At 56.8% G+C, this 18,940-nt stretch carries 17 protein-coding genes; 12 read left to right on the top strand and 5 right to left on the bottom strand.

Going from position 1 to position 18,940, the window contains the following annotated elements:
* Nucleotides 1–33 precede the first annotated feature (33 nt).
* From C7459_RS12000 to C7459_RS11980, 5 genes are all read right to left on the bottom strand, one after another.
* Nucleotides 34–837 carry an ABC transporter permease gene (locus tag C7459_RS12000; protein WP_245884507.1) on the bottom strand — a complete coding sequence of 268 codons (804 nt, stop codon included), beginning with the start codon at nt 835–837 and terminating at the stop codon, nt 34–36.
* 4 nt (nt 838–841) lie between these two features.
* Nucleotides 842–1,642, bottom strand: coding sequence for an ABC transporter permease (locus tag C7459_RS11995; RefSeq protein ID WP_109689541.1), 801 nt, complete (start codon nt 1,640–1,642; stop codon nt 842–844).
* Nucleotides 1,617–2,645: an ABC transporter ATP-binding protein gene (locus C7459_RS11990; RefSeq protein WP_109689611.1), complete on the bottom strand. Its 1,029-nt coding sequence runs from the start codon at nt 2,643–2,645 to the stop codon at nt 1,617–1,619. The genes C7459_RS11995 and C7459_RS11990 overlap by 26 nt, the downstream gene beginning before the upstream one ends.
* A gap of 80 nt (nt 2,646–2,725) precedes the next feature.
* Nucleotides 2,726–3,454, bottom strand: a complete 729-nt coding sequence (locus tag C7459_RS11985; RefSeq protein ID WP_109689539.1) for a CvpA family protein — start codon at nt 3,452–3,454, stop codon at nt 2,726–2,728.
* A 261-nt stretch (nt 3,455–3,715) separates the two neighbouring features.
* Nucleotides 3,716–5,473 carry an Rqc2 family fibronectin-binding protein gene (locus tag C7459_RS11980; protein ID WP_109689537.1) on the bottom strand — a complete coding sequence of 586 codons (1,758 nt, stop codon included), beginning with the start codon at nt 5,471–5,473 and terminating at the stop codon, nt 3,716–3,718.
* 349 nt (nt 5,474–5,822) lie between these two features.
* Here C7459_RS11980 and C7459_RS11975 point away from each other — a divergent pair, with 349 nt between their 5' ends.
* The 12 genes from C7459_RS11975 to rsmB all read left to right on the top strand — a co-directional run bounded on the left by C7459_RS11975 (nt 5,823) and on the right by rsmB (nt 18,926).
* Nucleotides 5,823–6,206, top strand: coding sequence for a DUF192 domain-containing protein (locus C7459_RS11975; protein ID WP_109689535.1), 384 nt, complete (start codon nt 5,823–5,825; stop codon nt 6,204–6,206).
* Between the two features lie 242 nt (nt 6,207–6,448).
* On the top strand, nt 6,449–9,175 hold the full coding sequence (locus C7459_RS11970; protein ID WP_109689533.1) for a calcium-translocating P-type ATPase, SERCA-type: 2,727 nt from the start codon (nt 6,449–6,451) through the stop codon (nt 9,173–9,175).
* Nucleotides 9,176–9,215: 40 nt separating this feature from the next.
* Nucleotides 9,216–10,052, top strand: coding sequence for a diaminopimelate epimerase (gene dapF / locus C7459_RS11965; protein ID WP_109689531.1), 837 nt, complete (start codon nt 9,216–9,218; stop codon nt 10,050–10,052).
* A 139-nt stretch (nt 10,053–10,191) separates the two neighbouring features.
* Nucleotides 10,192–11,073 (top strand): YicC/YloC family endoribonuclease, encoded by an 882-nt coding sequence (locus C7459_RS11960; RefSeq protein ID WP_109689529.1) that lies wholly within the window; start codon nt 10,192–10,194, stop codon nt 11,071–11,073.
* A gap of 79 nt (nt 11,074–11,152) precedes the next feature.
* Entirely contained in the window at nt 11,153–11,419 is a 267-nt protein-coding gene (remA, locus tag C7459_RS11955) for an extracellular matrix/biofilm regulator RemA (protein WP_038091765.1), read from the top strand.
* Nucleotides 11,420–11,446: 27 nt separating this feature from the next.
* The gene (gmk, locus tag C7459_RS11950) at nt 11,447–12,061 is read left to right on the top strand and encodes a guanylate kinase (RefSeq protein ID WP_211320385.1); all 615 of its coding nucleotides are present in this window, start codon (nt 11,447–11,449) and stop codon (nt 12,059–12,061) included.
* Nucleotides 12,062–12,268, top strand: a complete 207-nt coding sequence (gene rpoZ / locus C7459_RS23675; RefSeq protein WP_211320384.1) for a DNA-directed RNA polymerase subunit omega — start codon at nt 12,062–12,064, stop codon at nt 12,266–12,268.
* Between the two features lie 62 nt (nt 12,269–12,330).
* A complete protein-coding gene (coaBC, locus tag C7459_RS11945) occupies nt 12,331–13,584 on the top strand; it encodes a bifunctional phosphopantothenoylcysteine decarboxylase/phosphopantothenate--cysteine ligase CoaBC (protein WP_425450725.1) in 1,254 nt (417 codons plus the stop codon).
* Nucleotides 13,581–16,037 (top strand): primosomal protein N', encoded by a 2,457-nt coding sequence (priA, locus tag C7459_RS11940; RefSeq protein WP_109689525.1) that lies wholly within the window; start codon nt 13,581–13,583, stop codon nt 16,035–16,037. The genes coaBC and priA overlap by 4 nt, the downstream gene beginning before the upstream one ends.
* Nucleotides 16,038–16,098: 61 nt before the next feature.
* Nucleotides 16,099–16,587, top strand: coding sequence for a peptide deformylase (gene def, locus C7459_RS11935; RefSeq protein WP_109689523.1), 489 nt, complete (start codon nt 16,099–16,101; stop codon nt 16,585–16,587).
* 25 nt (nt 16,588–16,612) lie between these two features.
* Nucleotides 16,613–17,554: a methionyl-tRNA formyltransferase gene (fmt, locus tag C7459_RS11930; protein ID WP_109689521.1), complete on the top strand. Its 942-nt coding sequence runs from the start codon at nt 16,613–16,615 to the stop codon at nt 17,552–17,554.
* Between the two features lie 13 nt (nt 17,555–17,567).
* The gene (rsmB, locus tag C7459_RS11925; RefSeq protein ID WP_109689519.1) at nt 17,568–18,926 is read left to right on the top strand and encodes a 16S rRNA (cytosine(967)-C(5))-methyltransferase RsmB; all 1,359 of its coding nucleotides are present in this window, start codon (nt 17,568–17,570) and stop codon (nt 18,924–18,926) included.
* Nucleotides 18,927–18,940: the final 14 nt, after the last annotated feature.

Below are 18,940 nucleotides of genomic sequence, written 5' to 3'. Positions count from 1 at the left end.
AGCACAATTGCTATCCGCTCTGGTGTCTGTTTTTTAGGACCCGGTGCTCTGGTACCGCTTGATGCCGAAGTTCCACATCGCGATGGAGAGACCGAGCAGGATGAGGGCGACTACCGGCGCGTACCATGTCAGGATGCCCCACGAAACTTGGTCTTGCTTGCCGAGAAACAGCAGCGCAGGGTAGTAGTTCATGAACGCAAAGGGCAGGAAGATCGTGACGATGTTGCGCAACAACTTGCCGAACATGTCGACGGGGTACTGCTGCACAACCCCCCACGAGAACAAACTCGCCGAGTTGACCAAGGCCCGTGAGCGGGTGGTCAGGAACGAAGTCGAGACGAGGAGCAAGGTGATCGCCGCCTCGACGATGGCGCTGGAGAGCGCGATGACCACCATCCAGCCAAACATCCACACCGGCCAATGCAGGTCGAGGTTTTGGTAGGCTAACGTCAGCATGGTGATGGAGAGCAGGACGTCGCCGATGCCGAGGTAATGCACTTCACGACCGAGGAACTGCACCAGTGCATTCGCCGGGCGGGTCAGGATCTGGTCGAATGTCCCTTCGACGATAAACTGCTCCAACAAGTTGATGTGGCGGAAAAATACAGCGCGGATGCCATGTCCGAGCAACCACAGATTGTAGAGGAACACGATCTCCCAGAATGTCCAGCCGTGCAGATCGTGGAAGCGGCTGAGCAACACCCACGAGGTTGCCAAAGTACCCGCGTTCAGGATGAACACACCGATGATGCCCATGATGAAGTCGGCCCGGTATTCCATCCGCGTCAGCACGGCGGCGCGGATCATCGTCAGGTAAATAGTTAGATTATCACGCACGGGATCAACCTCCTTGTACGATCAGGCTGTGATGGATGCGACCCCAAACCAAGCGGGCGACGGCGAACAACCCGACCATCCAAGCGGTCTGGACCAGCAGGGCAGTGGTCATCGCTGAACCGTTGAGCACCCCGTTGTAGATCGCGAGCGGGGTGTAGAACACCGACTTGAACGGCAGGAAGTTCAAGATCGGTTGCAACACATCCGGGTACATCCACAGCGGGACGATCTGCCCCGAGGCGAACCGGACGAGCGCGAAGTAGGTGAAGGAAAAGCCCATGAGATCTAAGGTTTTAAACGAGATAAGTCCGAACATGAAATTGCAGAAAAAGAGAATGACCCACGCCTGTACGACCGCTACGACAAAGGCGGCGATCTGAGCGGGGGAGGTGGGGACGACCATGTCAAACATCAAGTACGACAGCACCATCGGCGGCAAGAGGAAGAACAGCAACCGGACGAAGATCTGCCCGAAGTCGCGCGCCATCATGTGTACGATGAAATCGACCGGCTTCATCAAGTCGGACGTGATCTGCCCCATGCGCACTTGGGATTGGATGTAGGTATGAACGCCTTCACCGATGCTCAGGATCGAGCCTAGCAACATCCCGAGGACCGCATAGGTGAGCATCTGTGGCAGGGTGATCCCGCCAAATGACTCCGGTGTTTGCTCGAACAGCACGTTCCAGAGCTTGTAGACCACGTAGATCTGCAGCATGATCCCGGCGATCTCCAGCCAAAAATTCAGGCGGTAGGCGGACTGCTGATAGAAATTCTGTCTACTGAAGATCCAAAACAGGGACATGCTCTTCCTCCTTTTTCTGCCCGGACATCCCGCCTTCGTAGATTTCCCGCACGATCGATTCGATCTCCGGTTCCTCGACGGTCAGGTCGCGGATCGTGTGATGTTCGGCGACCCGCATCATGATGTCAGACGCGGAGAGTTGGTCGCGGTTGAACGCCAGCCAGACGCGCGGTCCTTCCTCGCGCAGGACGCGTGTGCCCGGCAGATTCAGGCGGTACGGTGCATCGTCTAATTCGATGACCAGCGTGCGCTCATTGCCAAATTTTGATTTGAGATCGTCAATCGAGCCATCGTAGAGGATGTTCCCATCATCGATGATCGCCATGCGGTTGCAGAGCTTCTCGATGTCTTGCATGTCATGCGTGGTCAGCAGGACAGTGACGCCGCGCGTGCGGTTGATTTCCTTGATGAAGGTGCGCAGGCGCTCCTTGGCGAGCACGTCGACACCGATGGTCGGCTCGTCGAGGAACAGGATCTTCGGATCGTGCAAAAGCGATGCGGCCAAGTCCGCGCGCATCCGCTGACCCAGAGAAAGCTGGCGCACGGGGGTATTCTCGAACTGGTCGATCTCCAACAGGTCGCGGAACTGGTTGAGGTTGCGCAGGTATTGGTCGTCAGGGATCTTGTAAATGGTCTTCAAGACGCGGAAGCTCTCGATGACCGGGATGTCCCACCAGAGTTGTGTCTTCTGGCCAAATACAACCCCGATGTTCTGCGTGTGTTCGCGGCGGTTTTTCCACGGGGTGAGCCCCGCGATTTTCACACTTCCAGCGGTTGGCACGAGGATGCCGGTCAGCATCTTGATCGATGTCGATTTGCCAGCCCCGTTGGGTCCTATGTAGCCGAGCAGTTCGCCCTCCTCCACTTGGAAGGAGATATCATCCACCGCAACATGCGTGTGGTAGTTGCTATTCCAAAGATTGCGGACTCCCGAGAGGAAGCCTGTTTTCGGAATGACGCGCTTGAATTCCTTGCGTAAGTTCTGTACTTCAATAAGTGCCATCTCATTCATCGCCTCCCAAGGGATCATACCATAGAAAGAGACTCCCAAACTGTGACGGGAGTCTCGATTCGGATTGCCAGTCAAAGTTGCGGTGGTTGAGTTGGTGACAGCGCTGGCGACTGCAACGCGGGTGGCAAGAGACCGTTGGCACCCAAGCCTTCCAGCAACGCGTGGGCGAGATTGTTCAGCGACGGGAGCAACTGCGAGTCTTGAATCGCCAGTTTGACTCCCTGAGGCAAGGTCGGCAGGTCGGACAACGTTGTCAGGAACAGCGCGAGAAATGAAAGTTCGAGCAGTGACAACACGACGCCCATGACCACCCCGCCGAGACGGTCGAGCAGCGTGGGGAACACGGCGCGCAACAGTTTGACGATCGGAGTGGTCAGGATGCGGATCACCCAGTAGAACAGCGTGGTCAGAATCAGCAGACCGATCATCGCGGAAATCCAGTGCATGTAGGTCATGGAGAGCGCGTTGAGCAAGGTGTGGTGCTTGAGGTTTTCGAGGATCTCCGCTTGGTAGAACAGCGGGATCTGCGCTTGATGGAGCAGCGGTTGTACTTGCTCCGCGCTGAGGTGGGCCGTCTGCAACGGAACCGGAATTTGCTTGGCGAGCATGTCGCGGACGACTTTGTCGAAGCCAAGCCACTCGCAGATCCGGCTGCCGACCGGCTCCGCAAACCGGGAAGCGATGGCAGCGGCGATCACATAGGAAACCAATCGGGCGATGCCGTTGATGAGCCCGGAAAAAAAGCCAGTGAACAGACCGATCAAGATGATCAAGAGAAACAGCAGATCGAGTATGGGCATCGCGTGGGCTCTCCTTGTATCAGAACGTATCAGATTGAATGGTACAGGATACGTCCAGCGGGCACGTCTTTAGTCACGCCACCGGTGCAACTGTGGCGTTTTTTGCAAAAACGGCCCTGTGTGGCGCGGGCCGTTGTGTAGGAAGGCTTCTGCTAATTGCGACACACATCAAGTTCAAACCGTTGGTGCATCCCTCGTGCGAAACGAGTGGGGAGTCAACTGTACACGTAGAGGCGGAGTGTGAAGTTGGACGTTTTTTCGTTAGGATTTGCTTTTGGTTGCGTTCTGGCCCAGACGTTCGGTGATGTGGAGGTCGGGAGTGACGTAGAGGGTCTTTTGGTTGTCGTAGAGCACATAGCCCGGTTTGGAGCCGTTCGGCTTCCAGATGTGCTTGACCAGCGTATAGTCGACCGGGACCTGACTGGATTCGCGGCCTTTGCTGAAGTACGCGGCGAGTTGAGCGGCTTCGAGGAGCGTGGTATCGGAGAACTCCCGCGCGCGGATCACAACGTGGCTGCCGGGGATGTCCTTCGTATGCAACCACGTGTCGCTGTTGGACGCGTGCTTCATGGTTAGGAATTCATTTTGCTTGTTGTTCTTGCCGACGAGGATCTCGATCCCATCCGAAGAGACGTAGCGCTCTGGCTTGATCGGGGTGACTTTTTCCTTGGGTGCTTTCTTGCCTTTGGGAACGGGTTTGCGCTTGATCTTGAGGTAGCCCTCTGCCGCCAACTCCTCGCGAATTTCCTCGATGTCTGTCCACGAAGCGGTCGACAGTTGCTGCAACAGGCTCTCCAAGTATTCAATCTCCGTCTTGATCTCCTCAATCTGTTGTTGAAGGATCGGGATCGACTTTTTGACTTTGTTGTACTTTTTGAAGCAACTCTGGGCATTTTCGTTGGCGCTGTAGGCCGGGTCGAGCGGGATCGTGATGTCAGCCATGTTTTCGTCATAGAAGTTCTGAACTGTGACCGAGGTCATCCCACGCTCGATCTGATGTTGATAGGCGGTGATCAACTCACCGTAGATTCGATGCACGTCAGATTGGTCCGCTTCTTCGATCTGTTGCTGGAATTTCCCGAGTTTCCCGACATTGCGATCCAACTCGTTGGTCAGCATCCGTTCGAGGTCTTGGGACTTTTGACGCAGAGCATCTCGCCAAGACTTCTCCGCATAGAACTGGTGGATCGCTTCGGAGATCGAGGTAAACGTCTTGCGTTCACCGTCCAGATGCGTCAGATCGAAGCAAGAGAACGCCACCGGTCGTTCATCTTGGTAGACGATCGTCGGGGTATAACGGTGTACACGCGCATCCTCGATCAAGTTCGCAAACGCCTGCCATTCCGCATCGAGGTTGCCGGGGAGGGTCACACGTGCGGCGATCTCTCGGCTGAGCAGGGGGGAGAGCCCCGTGAAAGCAGCCAGCAGAAACTTGTCAAACACCTGCTCTGAAGCTGCGGCGCGCAGGGTCTGGAAGTCGCCGAAGGAGAGTTCGAACGGGTTTTGTTTGTCCTGTTCGGGCGGGGCGATGTACGTGCGACCTGGCAGGACTTCACGGTGGCGGGAGGTGCCATAATTGACATGTACCAGTGAGTCGAGGATACGGTTTTCCTGCGGATCCAGCAAGATCACATTGGAATGGCGGCCCATCACTTCGACCACCAACACGCGCTCTGTCAGGTCGCCAAGTTCGTCGCGATTCTCCACCGCGAAGTGCAGGATGCGCTCGTTGCCGATCTGTTCGATGCGGGTGATCCGGCCGCTTTCACAGTGTTTGCGCAACAGCATGCAAAACATCGGAGGTTCCGAGGGGTTGACGCCCTTGTAGTCGTCGACCAGTTGCGCACGCGGGTAGGAAGGATGCGCAGTCAACAAGAGTTTGTGGTTGTTGCCGGTCGCGCGGATGTGCAGCAACAGGTCGCGGTCGAGCGGCTGGTAGATTTTATCCACGCGCCCTCCGACGAGCGCAGTATGCAATTCATGTGTCACGGCGCGTAAAACCAAGCCGTCATAAGCCATCGTCTATCACCTCTCGAAATGGAAAAAAAGGCACTGACTCCCGAGCGGGAGAGTGCCATTGTTCCTATAAGACTTCTAAAAAGTTGTGCTTTAATTGTCAGAAAACTAAGTCCAAAGACTGTCCCAAAAAGGCATATCGACCTATTCCGGGTAAATTCGACATGGGTGTATAGTAAAGACAAGATTCAACAAACATGGTAAAGCTTGCTGAATAGATTCGAAAACGCCCATGAATCGCAACTTGAAATGAGTGCGAATATTGCTAGTATACGTTGTTGTCAAGTGGAAATCAAGGTTTTGGCAGGTGCTGGCGAAGGTCCATGCATCGTATCTAGAGGAGGAGTTCGAGATGGAGGTTTGGAATCAAAGCATCGGTGTGCGGTTGGCTTGGGAAGTTGAGACGGCGCAATCGTTCTGGACGGGTCTGCGTGGGTGGATGGGACGAGATCTGCAGACGGGTGCGGCGCTGGTGATCAGGCAGTGCTATGGCATCCATACGTTTTTCATGCGTGAGGAGATCGACGTGGTTTTTCTGGATGACGAGCATCGGATCGTGGATATGTTGCATGGAGTCCGCCCGAATCAGCTAGCCAAGCTCGTGCGCAAGGCCGCTCATGTCATCGAGTTCCCGGCGGGCACGCTGTCGGCAACGGGTACGCAGTTGCACGATCGGGTGTTGATGGAGACGGAGCAATACTTTCGCTTAGCCGAATATGAAGCGCGGGGCGCCTGAGCAGGCGCTCCTTTTTTTGTGTGAGGCGGTTTGTAATACTTGATGTGCGGTGAAAAAGATGTTTCTACAATATAATGCGTTGGGTCAAACGGGTCTGCAGGTCAGGCAGGCGTGTTGGAGCGGGTTGAAATAGAGCTGGCAGAACTGCTCAAACCATAACCTGTCAGGCTTGGTCTAGGCGGCGGAGTACAGGCATAGACATGTTCTCAGGACAAATGTTGTGAAAGAAGGGGTGGCACCTGGTGCAGAAAAAACTTTGGCACACAATGGACGTACAGGACGTACTCCAGCTGCTCTCCGTCTCGCCAAAAGGTCTCGCGAACGCCGAGGCTGACAAACGGCGAGAACAAGTCGGGGAAAACCGCCTGAATGAGGCAGAGCAGACTTCCTTGTTGACGCTGTTCTTCAATCAATTTCGTGACTTCATGGTCTTGGTTCTGCTGGCCGCCACGCTCGTCTCCGGACTTCTTGGTGAACATGCCGACGCGATCACGATCATCGCGATCATCATCGTCAACGGCATCTTGGGCTTTTTCCAAGAACTGCGGGCTGAAAAATCGCTCGCTTCTCTTAAACAACTGACCGCCCCCACCGCCACAGTTCTGCGCGATGGAAAAAAAGTCTCCGTCCCGGCTCTCGATCTCGTGCCGGGGGATATCCTCTTCCTCGAAGCAGGCGACCGCGTTCCGGCTGATGTGCGCGTCTTGGACAGCGCCTCGCTGGAAGCGGAGGAGTCCGCCCTCACCGGCGAATCGCTCCCGGTGCAAAAGCTGAACGCCCCCGTCGTCGACGGCAACGCAACGCTTGGGGACCGCAAAAACATGTGCTATATGGGTACGCTGATCACCCGTGGCAAAGGCACCGCCGTGGTCTGTGAGACCGGCATGCACACGGAGATGGGCCTGATTGCCGACCTGATCCAGACGGCCGAAGACACGGAAACCCCGTTGCAACGCCGCCTCGAACAGCTCGGCAAAATTTTGGTGTACGTGGCACTCGGCATCACCGCCGTCGTCGTCGCCACTGGCGTTTTTCACGGCAACTCGCTGTATACGATGTTCCTCGCCGGCGTTTCGCTCGCCGTGGCTGCGATTCCAGAAGGATTGCCAGCGATCGTCACCGTCGCACTGGCCCTTGGCGTCCAGCGCATGATCAAGCGCAAAGCGATCGTCCGCAAACTTCCATCTGTGGAAACGCTCGGTTGCGCAACGGTCATCTGCTCCGACAAAACCGGCACGCTCACCCAAAACAAGATGACCGTCCAACGCGTCTTTGTCGGCGGTCAGTTCTATGATATCTCCGGTACGGGCTACAACCCGGACGGGGAGTTCTTATTTGGAGGAAAAGCGATCGACCCGCATCGCCGCACCGACCTCAAGCGCCTGCTTGAAGTCTCCGTGCTCTGCAACAACGCCTTGCTCACCCAAGACACCGCGAAAAAACATCCAGACTGGATGATCCAAGGCGACCCCACGGAGGGCGCACTGATGGTGTTGGGAGCCAAAGCGGGCCTGCGCGGTGAGGAGATGGACGCAGCGCAACCGCGCATCGACGAGTTGCCGTTCGACTCCACCCGCAAGATGATGTCCGTTCTGACCCGCGACCAAAAAGGCGAGCTGTTCATGCTCACCAAAGGCGCACCAGATGTTCTGCTCGACCGATGCGGGTACATGCTGATCGACGGAAAAGTCACGCCGCTCACGCACTCGCTGCGCAAAGGCATCCTCGGCGCCAACCATGCGATGGGCACCGAAGCGTTGCGCTGCCTAGCTCTCGCGTACCGCCCGCTGAAAAGTGAGCAACAATTCCGTTCGCACGACCCGGAGCAAGACCTGATCTTCATCGGGATGGTCGGCATGATCGACCCGCCACGTCCAGAAGTATTTGATGCGATCGCTCGTTGCAAAAAAGCCGGGATCAAGACGGTCATGATCACCGGCGACCACCAAGTCACCGCGGAAGCGATTGCACGTCAGCTCGGCATCTTACAGGGCGGTGGTTTGACAGTGAACGGACAGGATCTCTATAATATGTCAGATAGAGAGTTGCAAGAGCGCGTCGACGATATTTTTGTGTATGCGCGCGTGTCTCCTGAGCATAAACTGCGCATTGTCAAAGCGCTGCAAGCGAACGGCCACGTGGTCGCCATGACGGGCGACGGCGTCAACGATGCCCCGGCGATCAAAGCGGCTGACATCGGCATCGCGATGGGTCTCGGTGGGACCGATGTCGCCAAGGACGCGTCCTCGCTGATCCTCTCCGACGACAATTTTGCCACCATCGTCGCCGCGATCGAGGAAGGCCGTTCGATCTACGACAACATCCGCAAGTTCATTCGTTATCTCCTCGCGTCGAACGTCGGCGAGATTGTCACGATGTTCCTCGCGATGATCCTAGCACTCCCGCTGCCGCTCGTCCCGATTCAAATTCTCTGGGTCAACCTCGTCACCGACGGTCTGCCGGCGATTGCGCTGGGCGTCGACCCGGCGGAAAAGGGCATCATGAACCGCCCGCCGCGCAATGTGCGCGAATCGATTTTTGCCCGCGGCTTGGGCTTCAAGATCCTCTCGCGCGGAATTCTCATCGGCATCGCGACATTGGCGGTGTTCTGGTTCTCCTTGCAAATGGAGCCAGACAACCTGATCAAGGCGCAGTCGATGGCGTTCGTCACCCTCGTCATGGCGCAGTTGATTCACGTGTTCGATTGCCGTTCGGTAGAAGGCGGTATCTTCTCCCGCAACCTGTTTGAGAACAAGTGGCTCATCTGGTCGGTCCTCTCGTCGGTGCTGTTGCTGCTGGGCGTCATGTACATTCCGGCGTTCCAACCGGTCTTCCGCACGGTGCCGCTTGGCGGTGTCGATTGGCTGATCGTGCTGTTCGCAGCTGCCGTCCCGACCTTCGCCCTCGCGGCAGGTCGCGGTGTCAGCAAGAAAAAAACCAGCACCAAGATCAACTTCGGTCGTCGCTAAGGGGTGCGAGGTTGCCTTCATTCAGGAGGCCACACATCCAATGAAATTTACGAAAATGCACGGTCTCGGCAACGACTTCGCAGTCGTTGCCGAGTTTTTGTCCATTCCCGAGCAGGTCGCTACAGTAGCCAAAAACGTCTGCGACCGCCACTTCGGTGTCGGCGCAGACGGGTTGGTTTTTATCCTGCCAAGCGAGCAAGCAGACTTCCGGATGCGGATCTTTAACGCGGACGGCACCGAGTCGGAACAGTGTGGCAATGCCGTGCGCTGTGTGGGCAAGTACCTGTACGATTCTGGCATGACCACCGCCACCCAAGTCACGTTGCAAACCGGCGCGGGACTGCAAACGCTCGATCTAGTTGTAGAGAACGGTGTCGTCACGCGCGTCACCGTTGACATGGGCGAACCGAAACTCGCCGCTGCTGAAGTTCCGACCACGCTGGTTGGGGAGCAAGTCGTTCAACATCCGATTGAGACCCAATCCGGTCAACCGTACAAGTTCACCGCCGTCTCGATGGGCAACCCGCACGCGGTGATCTTTGTCGAGGCACTGGAGGAGGTGGACTTGCACCACGTCGGGCCGCAGATCGAAACGCATGCGTACTTCCCGCGCAAGACCAACGTCGAGTTTGTGGAAGTCCATACGCCGACCGATGTGACGATGCACGTCTGGGAACGCGGATGCGGCGAGACGCTGGCCTGCGGATCAGGGGCTTGTTCTGTCGTGGTCGCGGGTGTGTTGACCGGTCACACAGAGCGTGAAGTCACCGTCCATCTCAAGGGTGGCGATCTGCAAATCGTCTGGAGCGCGGCGGACAACCGCGTCTATATGACGGGCCCTGCTGTGAAGGTCTACGAGGCAACTTGGCTTTTGTAACCGACAAGGCAACTCCTCCGGCGAGTGTTTTTCGCCGGAGCGGTGCCTTTTTGCTTGCATCTTGGCGGGAAATTGCGTAATATGAGCAGGAAAAGCCCGAAAAACGGCGAAAACTAGAGAGCGAAAGAAGGGAATCTCCATGATCAAGAGTATGACCGGATACGGCCGCGCCGACGTGCAACAGGGCGGCTACCGCGTTCTCGTCGAGATCAAGGCGGTCAACCATCGCTATGCTGAGATCGTCGTGCGCCTCCCGCGAGAGTATCTGCAGTTCGAAGACCTCATGAAAAAAACGGTCAACGAACGCATCTCACGCGGGCGGCTTGATGTGTTCTTGACCGTGGAGCGCATGAGTTCAGACAGGCGTGCAGTCACCGTCGACGAGGAGTTGGCGGTCCAGATAAAAGCGGCTGCCGACGGGTTGGCCCAGCGTCTTGGGATGAACGAGACGCTCCAACTCGAACAGTTGCTGAAGCATCCTGGCGTGCTGAGCGTGGCAGAAGCGGTTGAGAACGCAGAAGAACTTGGGAATTTGTTGCTCGGATGTACGGCGCAGGCGGCTGACAACCTGCTGGAGATGCGTCAGCGTGAAGGCGAGCGGTTGCACCACGACTTCCTGTCGCGGCTGGCGAAACTGCGAGCGCTGGTGCAACGCATCGAGGAACGCAGTCCTGCGGTCGTGGCGGAGTACCGCGAACGGCTGGAGAAACGGTTGCGTGACTTGCTCGATGGGCAATCAACCTTGGACGAGGGGCGCTTGCTGACCGAGGTCGCAATCCTTGCCGATCGGGCGAGTATCGCGGAGGAATTGGTCCGCCTCGCCAGCCATTTTGAGCAGTTTTTACACATCGTAGAAGACCCGGAACCGGTCGGACGCAAGCTCGACTTTTTGGTACAGGAAATGAACCGTGAAGTGAACACGATCGGTTCCAAAGCCAACGATCTGCAGACAGCACAGCTCGTCGTCGAGGCGAAGAGTTTGCTTGAACAGATCCGCGAACAAGTCCAAAACGTCGAGTGAGCCAGCGGCATCCGTATCAGCGGGTGCCAGAATGGTAAACATGTTAGACAGAGAGTTGCGATTTTAGGAGGAATGGGTTGTGAGCATCAAACTTATCAATATCGGGTTTGGCAATATCGTTTCTGCCAACCGAATCGTTTCGATCGTCTCGCCGGAATCGGCGCCGATCAAGCGGATCATTCAGGAAGCGCGCGATCGCGGGATGCTGATCGATGCAACCTATGGCCGTCGTACCCGCGCGGTGATCATCACCGACAGCGATCACATCATCCTGTCGGCCGTCCAGCCGGAAACTGTTGCCCACCGCCTCGTGGCCAAGGATAACAGCCAGGACGAAGAAGAGTAAGATCACGCAAACCGGAGGGGTAGAGAAATGGTTCAAAAAGGTTTGCTGATCGTCTTGTCCGGTCCGTCGGGCGCCGGCAAAGGGACGGTCTGCAAGGCGATGCTGCCGACGATGAAGACGACGCATTACTCCGTTTCTTGCACCACTCGTGCTCCGCGCGAAGGGGAAGTAGAAGGGGTTAATTATTTTTTCAAGACCGTAGAGCAATTCAAAGGAATGATTGCTGGCGACGAGCTGTTGGAGTGGGCGGAAGTCTACACCAACTACTACGGAACGCCGCGCAAATACGTGGATGACATGTTGAACGCCGGAGAGAACGTACTGCTCGAAATCGACATCCAAGGCGCGTTGCAAGTCAAAAAGAAATTCCCGAACGGCGTGTTTATCTTCCTCATTCCGCCGTCGTTGCAAGAGCTCAAGCACCGCATCGTCGGACGCGGTTCAGAGACCGAAGAGTCCCTGAACATGCGCTTTGGGGCAGCGGCGGAAGAGATGAGTTACATAAGCGAGTACGATTATGTCGTCGTCAATGACGAAGTGGAAAAAGCTTCCGACCGCATCCGTGCGATTATCACGGCGGAACAATGCTCGGTGCAACGCAACTTGGAATACTACACTACTTTGATAAAGGAGGGTCAGTAGATGATCTATCCTTCCATTGACCGACTCATGGATAAAGCAGACAGCAAGTACACCTTGGTGGTCGCAGCTTCCAAACGCGCACGCCGCATCCAAGACGGGGCCGAAAAGCTCCTGAACGTGAACACCAACAAAAACGTCACCGTCGCACTGAACGAAATTTCCGAAGACAAAGTGACGTTCGTTCGCACCAAAGAAAGCATTAAGTAACACGTGGAGAGAAACAACCCTTTGCTTCGGGTTGTTTCTTTTTATGAGAGGAGATGGATCGCATGTTGAAGGGGAAACGAATCGTGCTCGGCGTATCTGGCGGTATCGCTGCGTTCAAGGCGGCGTCGGTGGCGAGCGCATTGAGCAAGCGGGGCGCCGAGGTGCACGTGATCATGACGGAATCAGCGCAGAAGTTCATCACGCCACTGACCTTCCAGAGCTTGACGAAGCACCCGGTGCTCACCGACATCTTCACCGAGCCGGACCCGTCCGAACTCGCTCACATCGCGCTGGCGGATCTCGCGGATCTCATCGTGGTCGCCCCGACGACGGCGAACATCGTCGGCAAGGTCGCGCATGGGATCGCAGACGACATGCTCACCACGACGATCATGGCGACCAAGTCCCCCGTGCTTTTTGCGTTGGCGATGAACGTGAACATGTTTGAGAACCCGATTGTGCAGGAGAACGTCGAGTACCTCCAGAGCAAGGGCTACCTGTTTGCCGAACCGCAGGAGGGCTTGCTGGCGTGTGGCTGGACCGGGAAAGGGCGTTTGATGGAGCCGGAAGACCTAGTCGCGTATATCGAAGACCATTTTGCCAATGCGTCTTCATCAACGACTTCGCTTTCACCAACCTCCAATGCCAAAAAAGACCTGGCAGGTCTTCGCATCCTCCTCACCGCCGGCACCAACGTGGAAGCGCTGGACCCAGTGCGTCTGGTCACCAACCGGGCGACGGGGAAAATGGGCTATGCAGTTGCCCAAGCCGCTGTGGACCGTGGAGCGCAGGTCACGCTGGTCACCGGGCCGACCCACCTCTCGTTGCCAGAAGGACTGGCAGCTGTGGAGCGGATCGAGACCGGCTTGGAGATGTACGAAGCGGTCATGAAGCACTTCGACGACGCAGACGTTTTCATCGGTGCGGCCGCCGTGTCTGACTACCGCCCGAAATCCTACCACGAGAACAAATTGAAAAAAGCGGACGGGCCGCTGCTCGTCGAGTTTGTCCGCAACCCGGACATCCTCGCCACCTGTGGCGAAAAACGTCAACCCCACCAAGTGCTGATTGGATTTGCCGCCGAGACGGAGCATGTTCTCGCCAACGCGCGCGGTAAACTGGAACGCAAAAAGTCGGACCTCTTCGTCGCCAACGATGTGAAACAGGCTGGAGCAGGCTTTGGCGTGGATACGAACATCGTGACATTGGTCGGTCATGACGGAGACGAACCGCTTCCGCTGCTCTCCAAACGCGAAGTGGCTGATCGCATCCTCGACAAGATGATCACCCTGCGCGAAGGGCGACTTCTAAAATGATTGCCCCCAAGTACGCCGAGGTGATCGTCGAGGTCAAGTCTGCCTCTGTCGACCGCCCCTTTCACTACGAGGTGCCCGCGTTGCTCGCCGACCGCGTCCATGTCGGCACCCGTGTGCTGGTTCCGTTCGGCCCGCGTCGGGTCGAGGGGTATATCGTCGGCTTCAGCGAGACCACAGATGCTCCCGACAAGACCAAGCCGCTCGCCGAAGTGCTCGATGACGAACCGCCGCTGACACCCGACTTGGTCAAACTCGCGGGTTGGCTCTCCGAACGCTACCTCTGCACGAAGGCCGCCGCTGTCCAAGCCTTGTTGCCAAGCGGGATGCGCGCGAAGGCGACGACCTTTTTGCGGATCAAAACCGACCCGCCGGATGTCTATCTGCCAGGCTCTTGGGAATCTGAATTGCTACAAGAACTCTACCAATCGCCGAACAAAACCAAGGAACAACTGGTCAGTGAACATACCGAATGGCGACCGCTGATCCGCGCGTGGGTTGAGAAGGGCTTTCTCGAAGAACTGCACGGCGTCAAGCACGGCATCCAAGCCAAGACGATGGCCTTTCTGTTCACACCGCTGACTTCAGCAGATCTGCAGACGGCCCTCGACGAGCTCTCCAACCGTGCCAAGAAGCAAAAAGAGCTGCTCAGCTACCTCTTCGATGCAGGAGAGGCCCTGATGATGAAGGATGTCTTCGCTGTGACAGGTGCGTCCTCTGCGACGCTCAAGCCTTTGCTCGACAAAGGCTATGTCGTGAAGGAAGAGCGTGAAGTCAATCGCGATCCCTACGGCATCCAGCATGCGGAGAAGAGCCAACCGCTCCCGCTCACCCCGACGCAGGAGAACGCCTACCAGACGATCAAGACCGCCGTCGACAGCGGTGCGCCGCAAACGATCCTGCTGCAAGGGGTGACGGGCTCTGGCAAAACAGAGGTCTATCTGCAGGCGATCGCCTCCTGTGTCGAACAAGACCGTCAAGCGATCATGCTCGTCCCGGAGATCGCGCTGACCCCGCAGATGGTGGAGCAGTTTAAAAAGCGTTTTGGCGACGAGGTCGCCGTGTTGCACTCGCGCCTCTCGACAGGTGAGAAGTACGACGAATGGCGACGCATCCGCCACGGAGAAGTCAACATCGTCGTCGGTGCCCGCTCGGCAATTTTTGCCCCGTTTGATTCGCTGGGACTGATGATCATCGACGAGGAGCATGAAACCTCCTATAAGCAAGACGATCATCCGAAGTACCTCGCCCGCGAAGTCGCGATGTACCGTGCTCGTCAACACCGCGCCACCGTCGTCCTCGGCTCGGCGACCCCCGCGCTGGAGACGCGGTGGTGGGCGCATCAAGGCATCGTGCAACGCATCGAGATGCCAGAGCGAGTCAGAGGGCAAAAACTGCCGAAGGTGCGCGTGATCGACATGCGTGACGAGTTGCAGAGTGGCAACCGTTCGATGTTTGCCAACGCTTTGAAGCAAGGGATTGAGGAGCGGTTGGAGCGCGGCGAGCAGGTCATCCTCTTTTTAAACCGTCGAGGGTTTGCGACGTTCGTGCTTTGTCGCTCTTGTGGGTACGTTGCACGGTGCCGTGATTGCGAGATCCCTCTGACCTACCACAAGGCGCGCGGTCTGGAATCCTTGCGCTGTCACTACTGCGGCTTTGCAGAGCGCTTGCCGGAGACTTGCCCCGATTGCAAAGGTGACCACGTCCGCCACTTTGGCACCGGAACCCAGCGCGTCGAGGAGGAACTCGGCAAAGTTTTCCCAGAGGCGAAAGTGATCCGCATGGACGTCGATACCACGAGTGGCAAGGACGCGCATGCGACCTTGCTGTCGCGCTTTCGCAAAGGGGAGGCACAGATCTTGCTCGGCACGCAGATGATTGCCAAGGGTCTCGACTTCCCGAAAGTCACATTGGTCGGAGTCATCTCCGCAGAGACTTCACTGTATCTGCCCGACTTTCGTGCGGCAGAGCGGACGTTCCAACTGTTGACACAGGTCGCGGGACGCGCCGGACGGCATGAATTGCCGGGTGAGGTGATCGTGCAAACGTACAACCCCCAGCACTACGCGATCCAGTTTGCCAAGCACCAAGAGTATGAGAAGTTTTTTGATCATGAAGTGCGGCATCGCTATACGTTGAACAACCCGCCGTTTTTTGAACTCACCGCTTTTACATCGGTAAATGAAGATGAGATGAAGGCGTTGCACATCGCGAGAACCTTGGAAGACCGCTTGCGACGTTCGTTGGACGGACGCGACGATGTCATCATACTCGGCACCTCGCCGGCCCCCTTGGCTCGGTTGCAGGGCAAGTACCGCTTCAATGTGGTTTTGAAGTACAAGAAATTCAAAGGAGTGAGCGCGCCGATTCGTGAGGCATATCAATCTCTGCAAGGAGAAGCGCAAAAACTCGGAGGGTACCTCACAATTGACGTCAACGCGCAAATGATTCTCTAGAAGGCTTTTAGTTCGTAGACGCGTTTGGTAAGATTGTGTAGATGAGGAGGTAAGACATATCATGGCGATTAAGATCATCCGGAAGGAAGGCGACCCGGCTTTGCGCGAAGTGGCCAAACCCGTTCCGGAAGTGACTTCGAATATACAGAAACTCTTGACCGATATGACAGAAACCATGTACGAAAACCAAGGGATCGGTCTCGCGGCTAACCAGATCGGCATCCTCAAGCGTTGCATCGTCGCCGATGTGGGCGAAGGCGGGCCTGGATTGATTCAACTGGTCAATCCGGTGGTCGTACATGCGGAGGGCGAACAGTTCGGGCCCGAGGGTTGTCTGTCGATCCCTGGCGTGACTGGCGATGTGCTGCGCGCTGCCCGTGTAACTGTGAAAGGCTTGAACCGCGACGGCGAGGAAGTCGAGATCAAGACGGAGGGCTTGCTCGCACGTTGCTTGTTGCATGAGATTGACCATTTGAACGGCGTGCTGTTCACCGACCACGTCCGCCGCATGGGTGGCGGGGGTTCGAAAAGCACGTTGCCGAGACGATAATCAGCCAAAGCAGGTGAAGACACAGATGCGTATTTTGTTCATGGGCACTCCCGATTTTGCTGTGCCTTGCTTGGAAAAAATGATCGACAATGGCTACAACGTCGTTGCGGTCGTCACGCAGCCAGACCGTCCGAAGGGGCGCAAAGGCGAACTGGCCCCGACACCGGTGAAGGAAGCGGCATTGCGTCTAGGCCTGCCCGTTTTGCAACCGGAAAAAGTTCGCGCACAGGAGGCGTTGCAGGAATTGGCCACGTATGAGGCCGACCTGCTCGTCACGGCAGCCTACGGGCAGTTGCTACCCCAGCGCTTGCTCGACATGCCGCGCCTCGGGTGCGTCAACGTTCACGCTTCCTTGCTTCCGCGCTGGCGAGGCGGTGCACCGATCCACCGTGCGATCATCGAGGGTGATGCCGAATCTGGCGTGACGATCATGCGCATGGTGATGGCGCTCGACGCAGGCGATATGATCTCGCGCGTGGTTGTGCCGATCGACGAAGCCGACACGGCGGAGTCGCTTTTTCAGAAGCTCTCGGTAAAAGGCTCTGATCTGCTGATCGAGACCCTGCCGCAGATCGAAGCGGGCACGATCACCGAGACACCGCAGGACGAAGCGCTCGTGACGTTCGCTCCCAACCTGTCGCGCGACGATGAACGCATCGATTGGACGAAGGACGCACGGCGTCTCTACAATCAAGTGCGGGGCATGAATTCGTGGCCGGTGGCGTTCACCACGCTCGATGATAAAGTGATGAAGATATGGCAAGCTAAGGTTATAGAGGAAGATAGCGTACCGTCGAAGTTTGAGCCAGGCAGGGTCGTGACGACCACGTCCGATGCGATCGTGATTCAGTGTGGGCGTGGCACGCTCGCTTTGATGGAGATTCAACCGTCAGGCAAGCGCCGCATGCCGGCATCTGATTACCTGCGCGGAGTGAAACTGGCTCCAGGCACCCGATTCGGCGAGTAGGAGGCAACCACTTTTGAAGACAAAAACAGCTACGAATGCACGAGACCTCGCCTTGGATGTGCTCTTGCAAGTGGAAACACGCGGGGCGTACAGCAACTTGGCTTTGACCAACGCGTTGCGCCACGCACGTCTCGACCCCCGCGATGTAGGGCTCGCGACCGAACTGGTCTACGGAACGATTGGGCGTATCAACACCCTGGACTACTTTTTGACCCCGCTCTTGAAGACTCCGCTTGACAAATTGGAGGATTGGGTGCGAAACCTGTTGCGTCTCTCTGTCTACCAATTGCTTTACCTCGACCGCGTACCTCCGTTTGCCGTGATCAATGAGGCGGTGGAGATCTCCAAGCGCCGCAGTCGACAGGCCAGCGGATTTGTCAACGGAGTTCTGCGGAATTTCTTGCGCAAAAAAGCCGACATCAAGATGCCGTCTCTGGAAAAACACTGGATTCGCCGCATCTCGATCGAGCACTCCCACCCGGAGTGGATGGTCAAACTGTGGGAGCAAGCGTATGGCCGTGACATCGCTGAGGCGATCTGCATCGCCAACAACGCACGTCCGAAGATCACGTTGCGCGTGAACAGCCACCGCATCTCGCGGGACGAGTTGTTGCAACAACTGCAAGATTCCGGTGTGGAGGCGCACGCCTCTGAGGTATCTCCCTACGGCATCCTGCTCGATCAAGGTCTGGATGTGACCAAACTTCCCGCGTTCCGCGAAGGGCTGTGTACGGTACAGGACGAGAGTTCGATGCTGGTCGCGCAGGCTTTGGCACCTGAAAAGGGGATGCGCGTGCTGGACTGTTGTGCCGCACCGGGTGGCAAGACCACACATCTCGCAGAGTTGATGCAGGATGAAGGCGAAGTGGTGGCGGTCGATATCCACGAACACAAGATCGAACTGATCCAGAACATCGCCGATCGTCTGGATCTGCGCTCGATCACCATGCAAGCGGGCGATATCCGCGATGTGGTAGGAGAGGCTGGGCTGTTTGATCGCATCCTGCTCGATGCTCCGTGCAGCGGGCTAGGTGTCATCCGCCGCAAGCCGGACTTGAAGTGGGTAAAAGTGCCAGGCGACATCCAAGAGATCGCTGACATCCAGCGCGATCTGTTACAGATCACGGCTCAAGCGCTGAAACCAGATGGCGTGCTCGTGTATTCGACCTGTACGGTAGCACCGCAAGAGAACGAGGCGATGATTCGTGCGTTTTTGGCGGAGCATCCGGAGTTTTCAGGCGACCCGTTGCAAGGGCATCTCCCAGATCGCGTCCTCGAAGGTGCGGAACCAGATGCGTTTTTTGTCCAGATCTTCCCGCAGCAGTATGAAAGCGACGGATTTTTCATCGCGCGTCTGCGCAGAAATTCATAGAGCCTGTTCGCCAA

This window comes from Tumebacillus permanentifrigoris, from assembly GCF_003148565.1.
GTDB classification, from domain to species: domain Bacteria; phylum Bacillota; class Bacilli; order Tumebacillales; family Tumebacillaceae; genus Tumebacillus; species Tumebacillus permanentifrigoris.
The sequence above is the reverse complement of the archived record's forward strand: the minus strand, read 5'-3'. Positions and strand labels throughout refer to the sequence as shown.

What these genes read in the sequence shown, in the direction of transcription:
- C7459_RS11975 (WP_109689535.1), top strand. Translation starts at nt 5,823, where the DNA reads ATGGAGGTTTGGAATCAAAGCATCGGTGTGCGGTTGGCTTGGGAAGTT.
- rpoZ (WP_211320384.1), top strand. Translation starts at nt 12,062, where the DNA reads ATGATCTATCCTTCCATTGACCGACTCATGGATAAAGCAGACAGCAAG.
- priA (WP_109689525.1), top strand. Translation starts at nt 13,581, where the DNA reads ATGATTGCCCCCAAGTACGCCGAGGTGATCGTCGAGGTCAAGTCTGCC.
- coaBC (WP_425450725.1), top strand. Translation starts at nt 12,331, where the DNA reads ATGTTGAAGGGGAAACGAATCGTGCTCGGCGTATCTGGCGGTATCGCT.
- C7459_RS11990 (WP_109689611.1), bottom strand. Translation starts at nt 2,645, where the DNA reads ATGGCACTTATTGAAGTACAGAACTTACGCAAGGAATTCAAGCGCGTC.
- C7459_RS11985 (WP_109689539.1), bottom strand. Translation starts at nt 3,454, where the DNA reads ATGCCCATACTCGATCTGCTGTTTCTCTTGATCATCTTGATCGGTCTG.
- dapF (WP_109689531.1), top strand. Translation starts at nt 9,216, where the DNA reads ATGAAATTTACGAAAATGCACGGTCTCGGCAACGACTTCGCAGTCGTT.
- def (WP_109689523.1), top strand. Translation starts at nt 16,099, where the DNA reads ATGGCGATTAAGATCATCCGGAAGGAAGGCGACCCGGCTTTGCGCGAA.
- C7459_RS11960 (WP_109689529.1), top strand. Translation starts at nt 10,192, where the DNA reads ATGATCAAGAGTATGACCGGATACGGCCGCGCCGACGTGCAACAGGGC.
- gmk (WP_211320385.1), top strand. Translation starts at nt 11,447, where the DNA reads ATGGTTCAAAAAGGTTTGCTGATCGTCTTGTCCGGTCCGTCGGGCGCC.
- C7459_RS11980 (WP_109689537.1), bottom strand. Translation starts at nt 5,473, where the DNA reads ATGGCTTATGACGGCTTGGTTTTACGCGCCGTGACACATGAATTGCAT.
- fmt (WP_109689521.1), top strand. Translation starts at nt 16,613, where the DNA reads ATGCGTATTTTGTTCATGGGCACTCCCGATTTTGCTGTGCCTTGCTTG.
- C7459_RS11995 (WP_109689541.1), bottom strand. Translation starts at nt 1,642, where the DNA reads ATGTCCCTGTTTTGGATCTTCAGTAGACAGAATTTCTATCAGCAGTCC.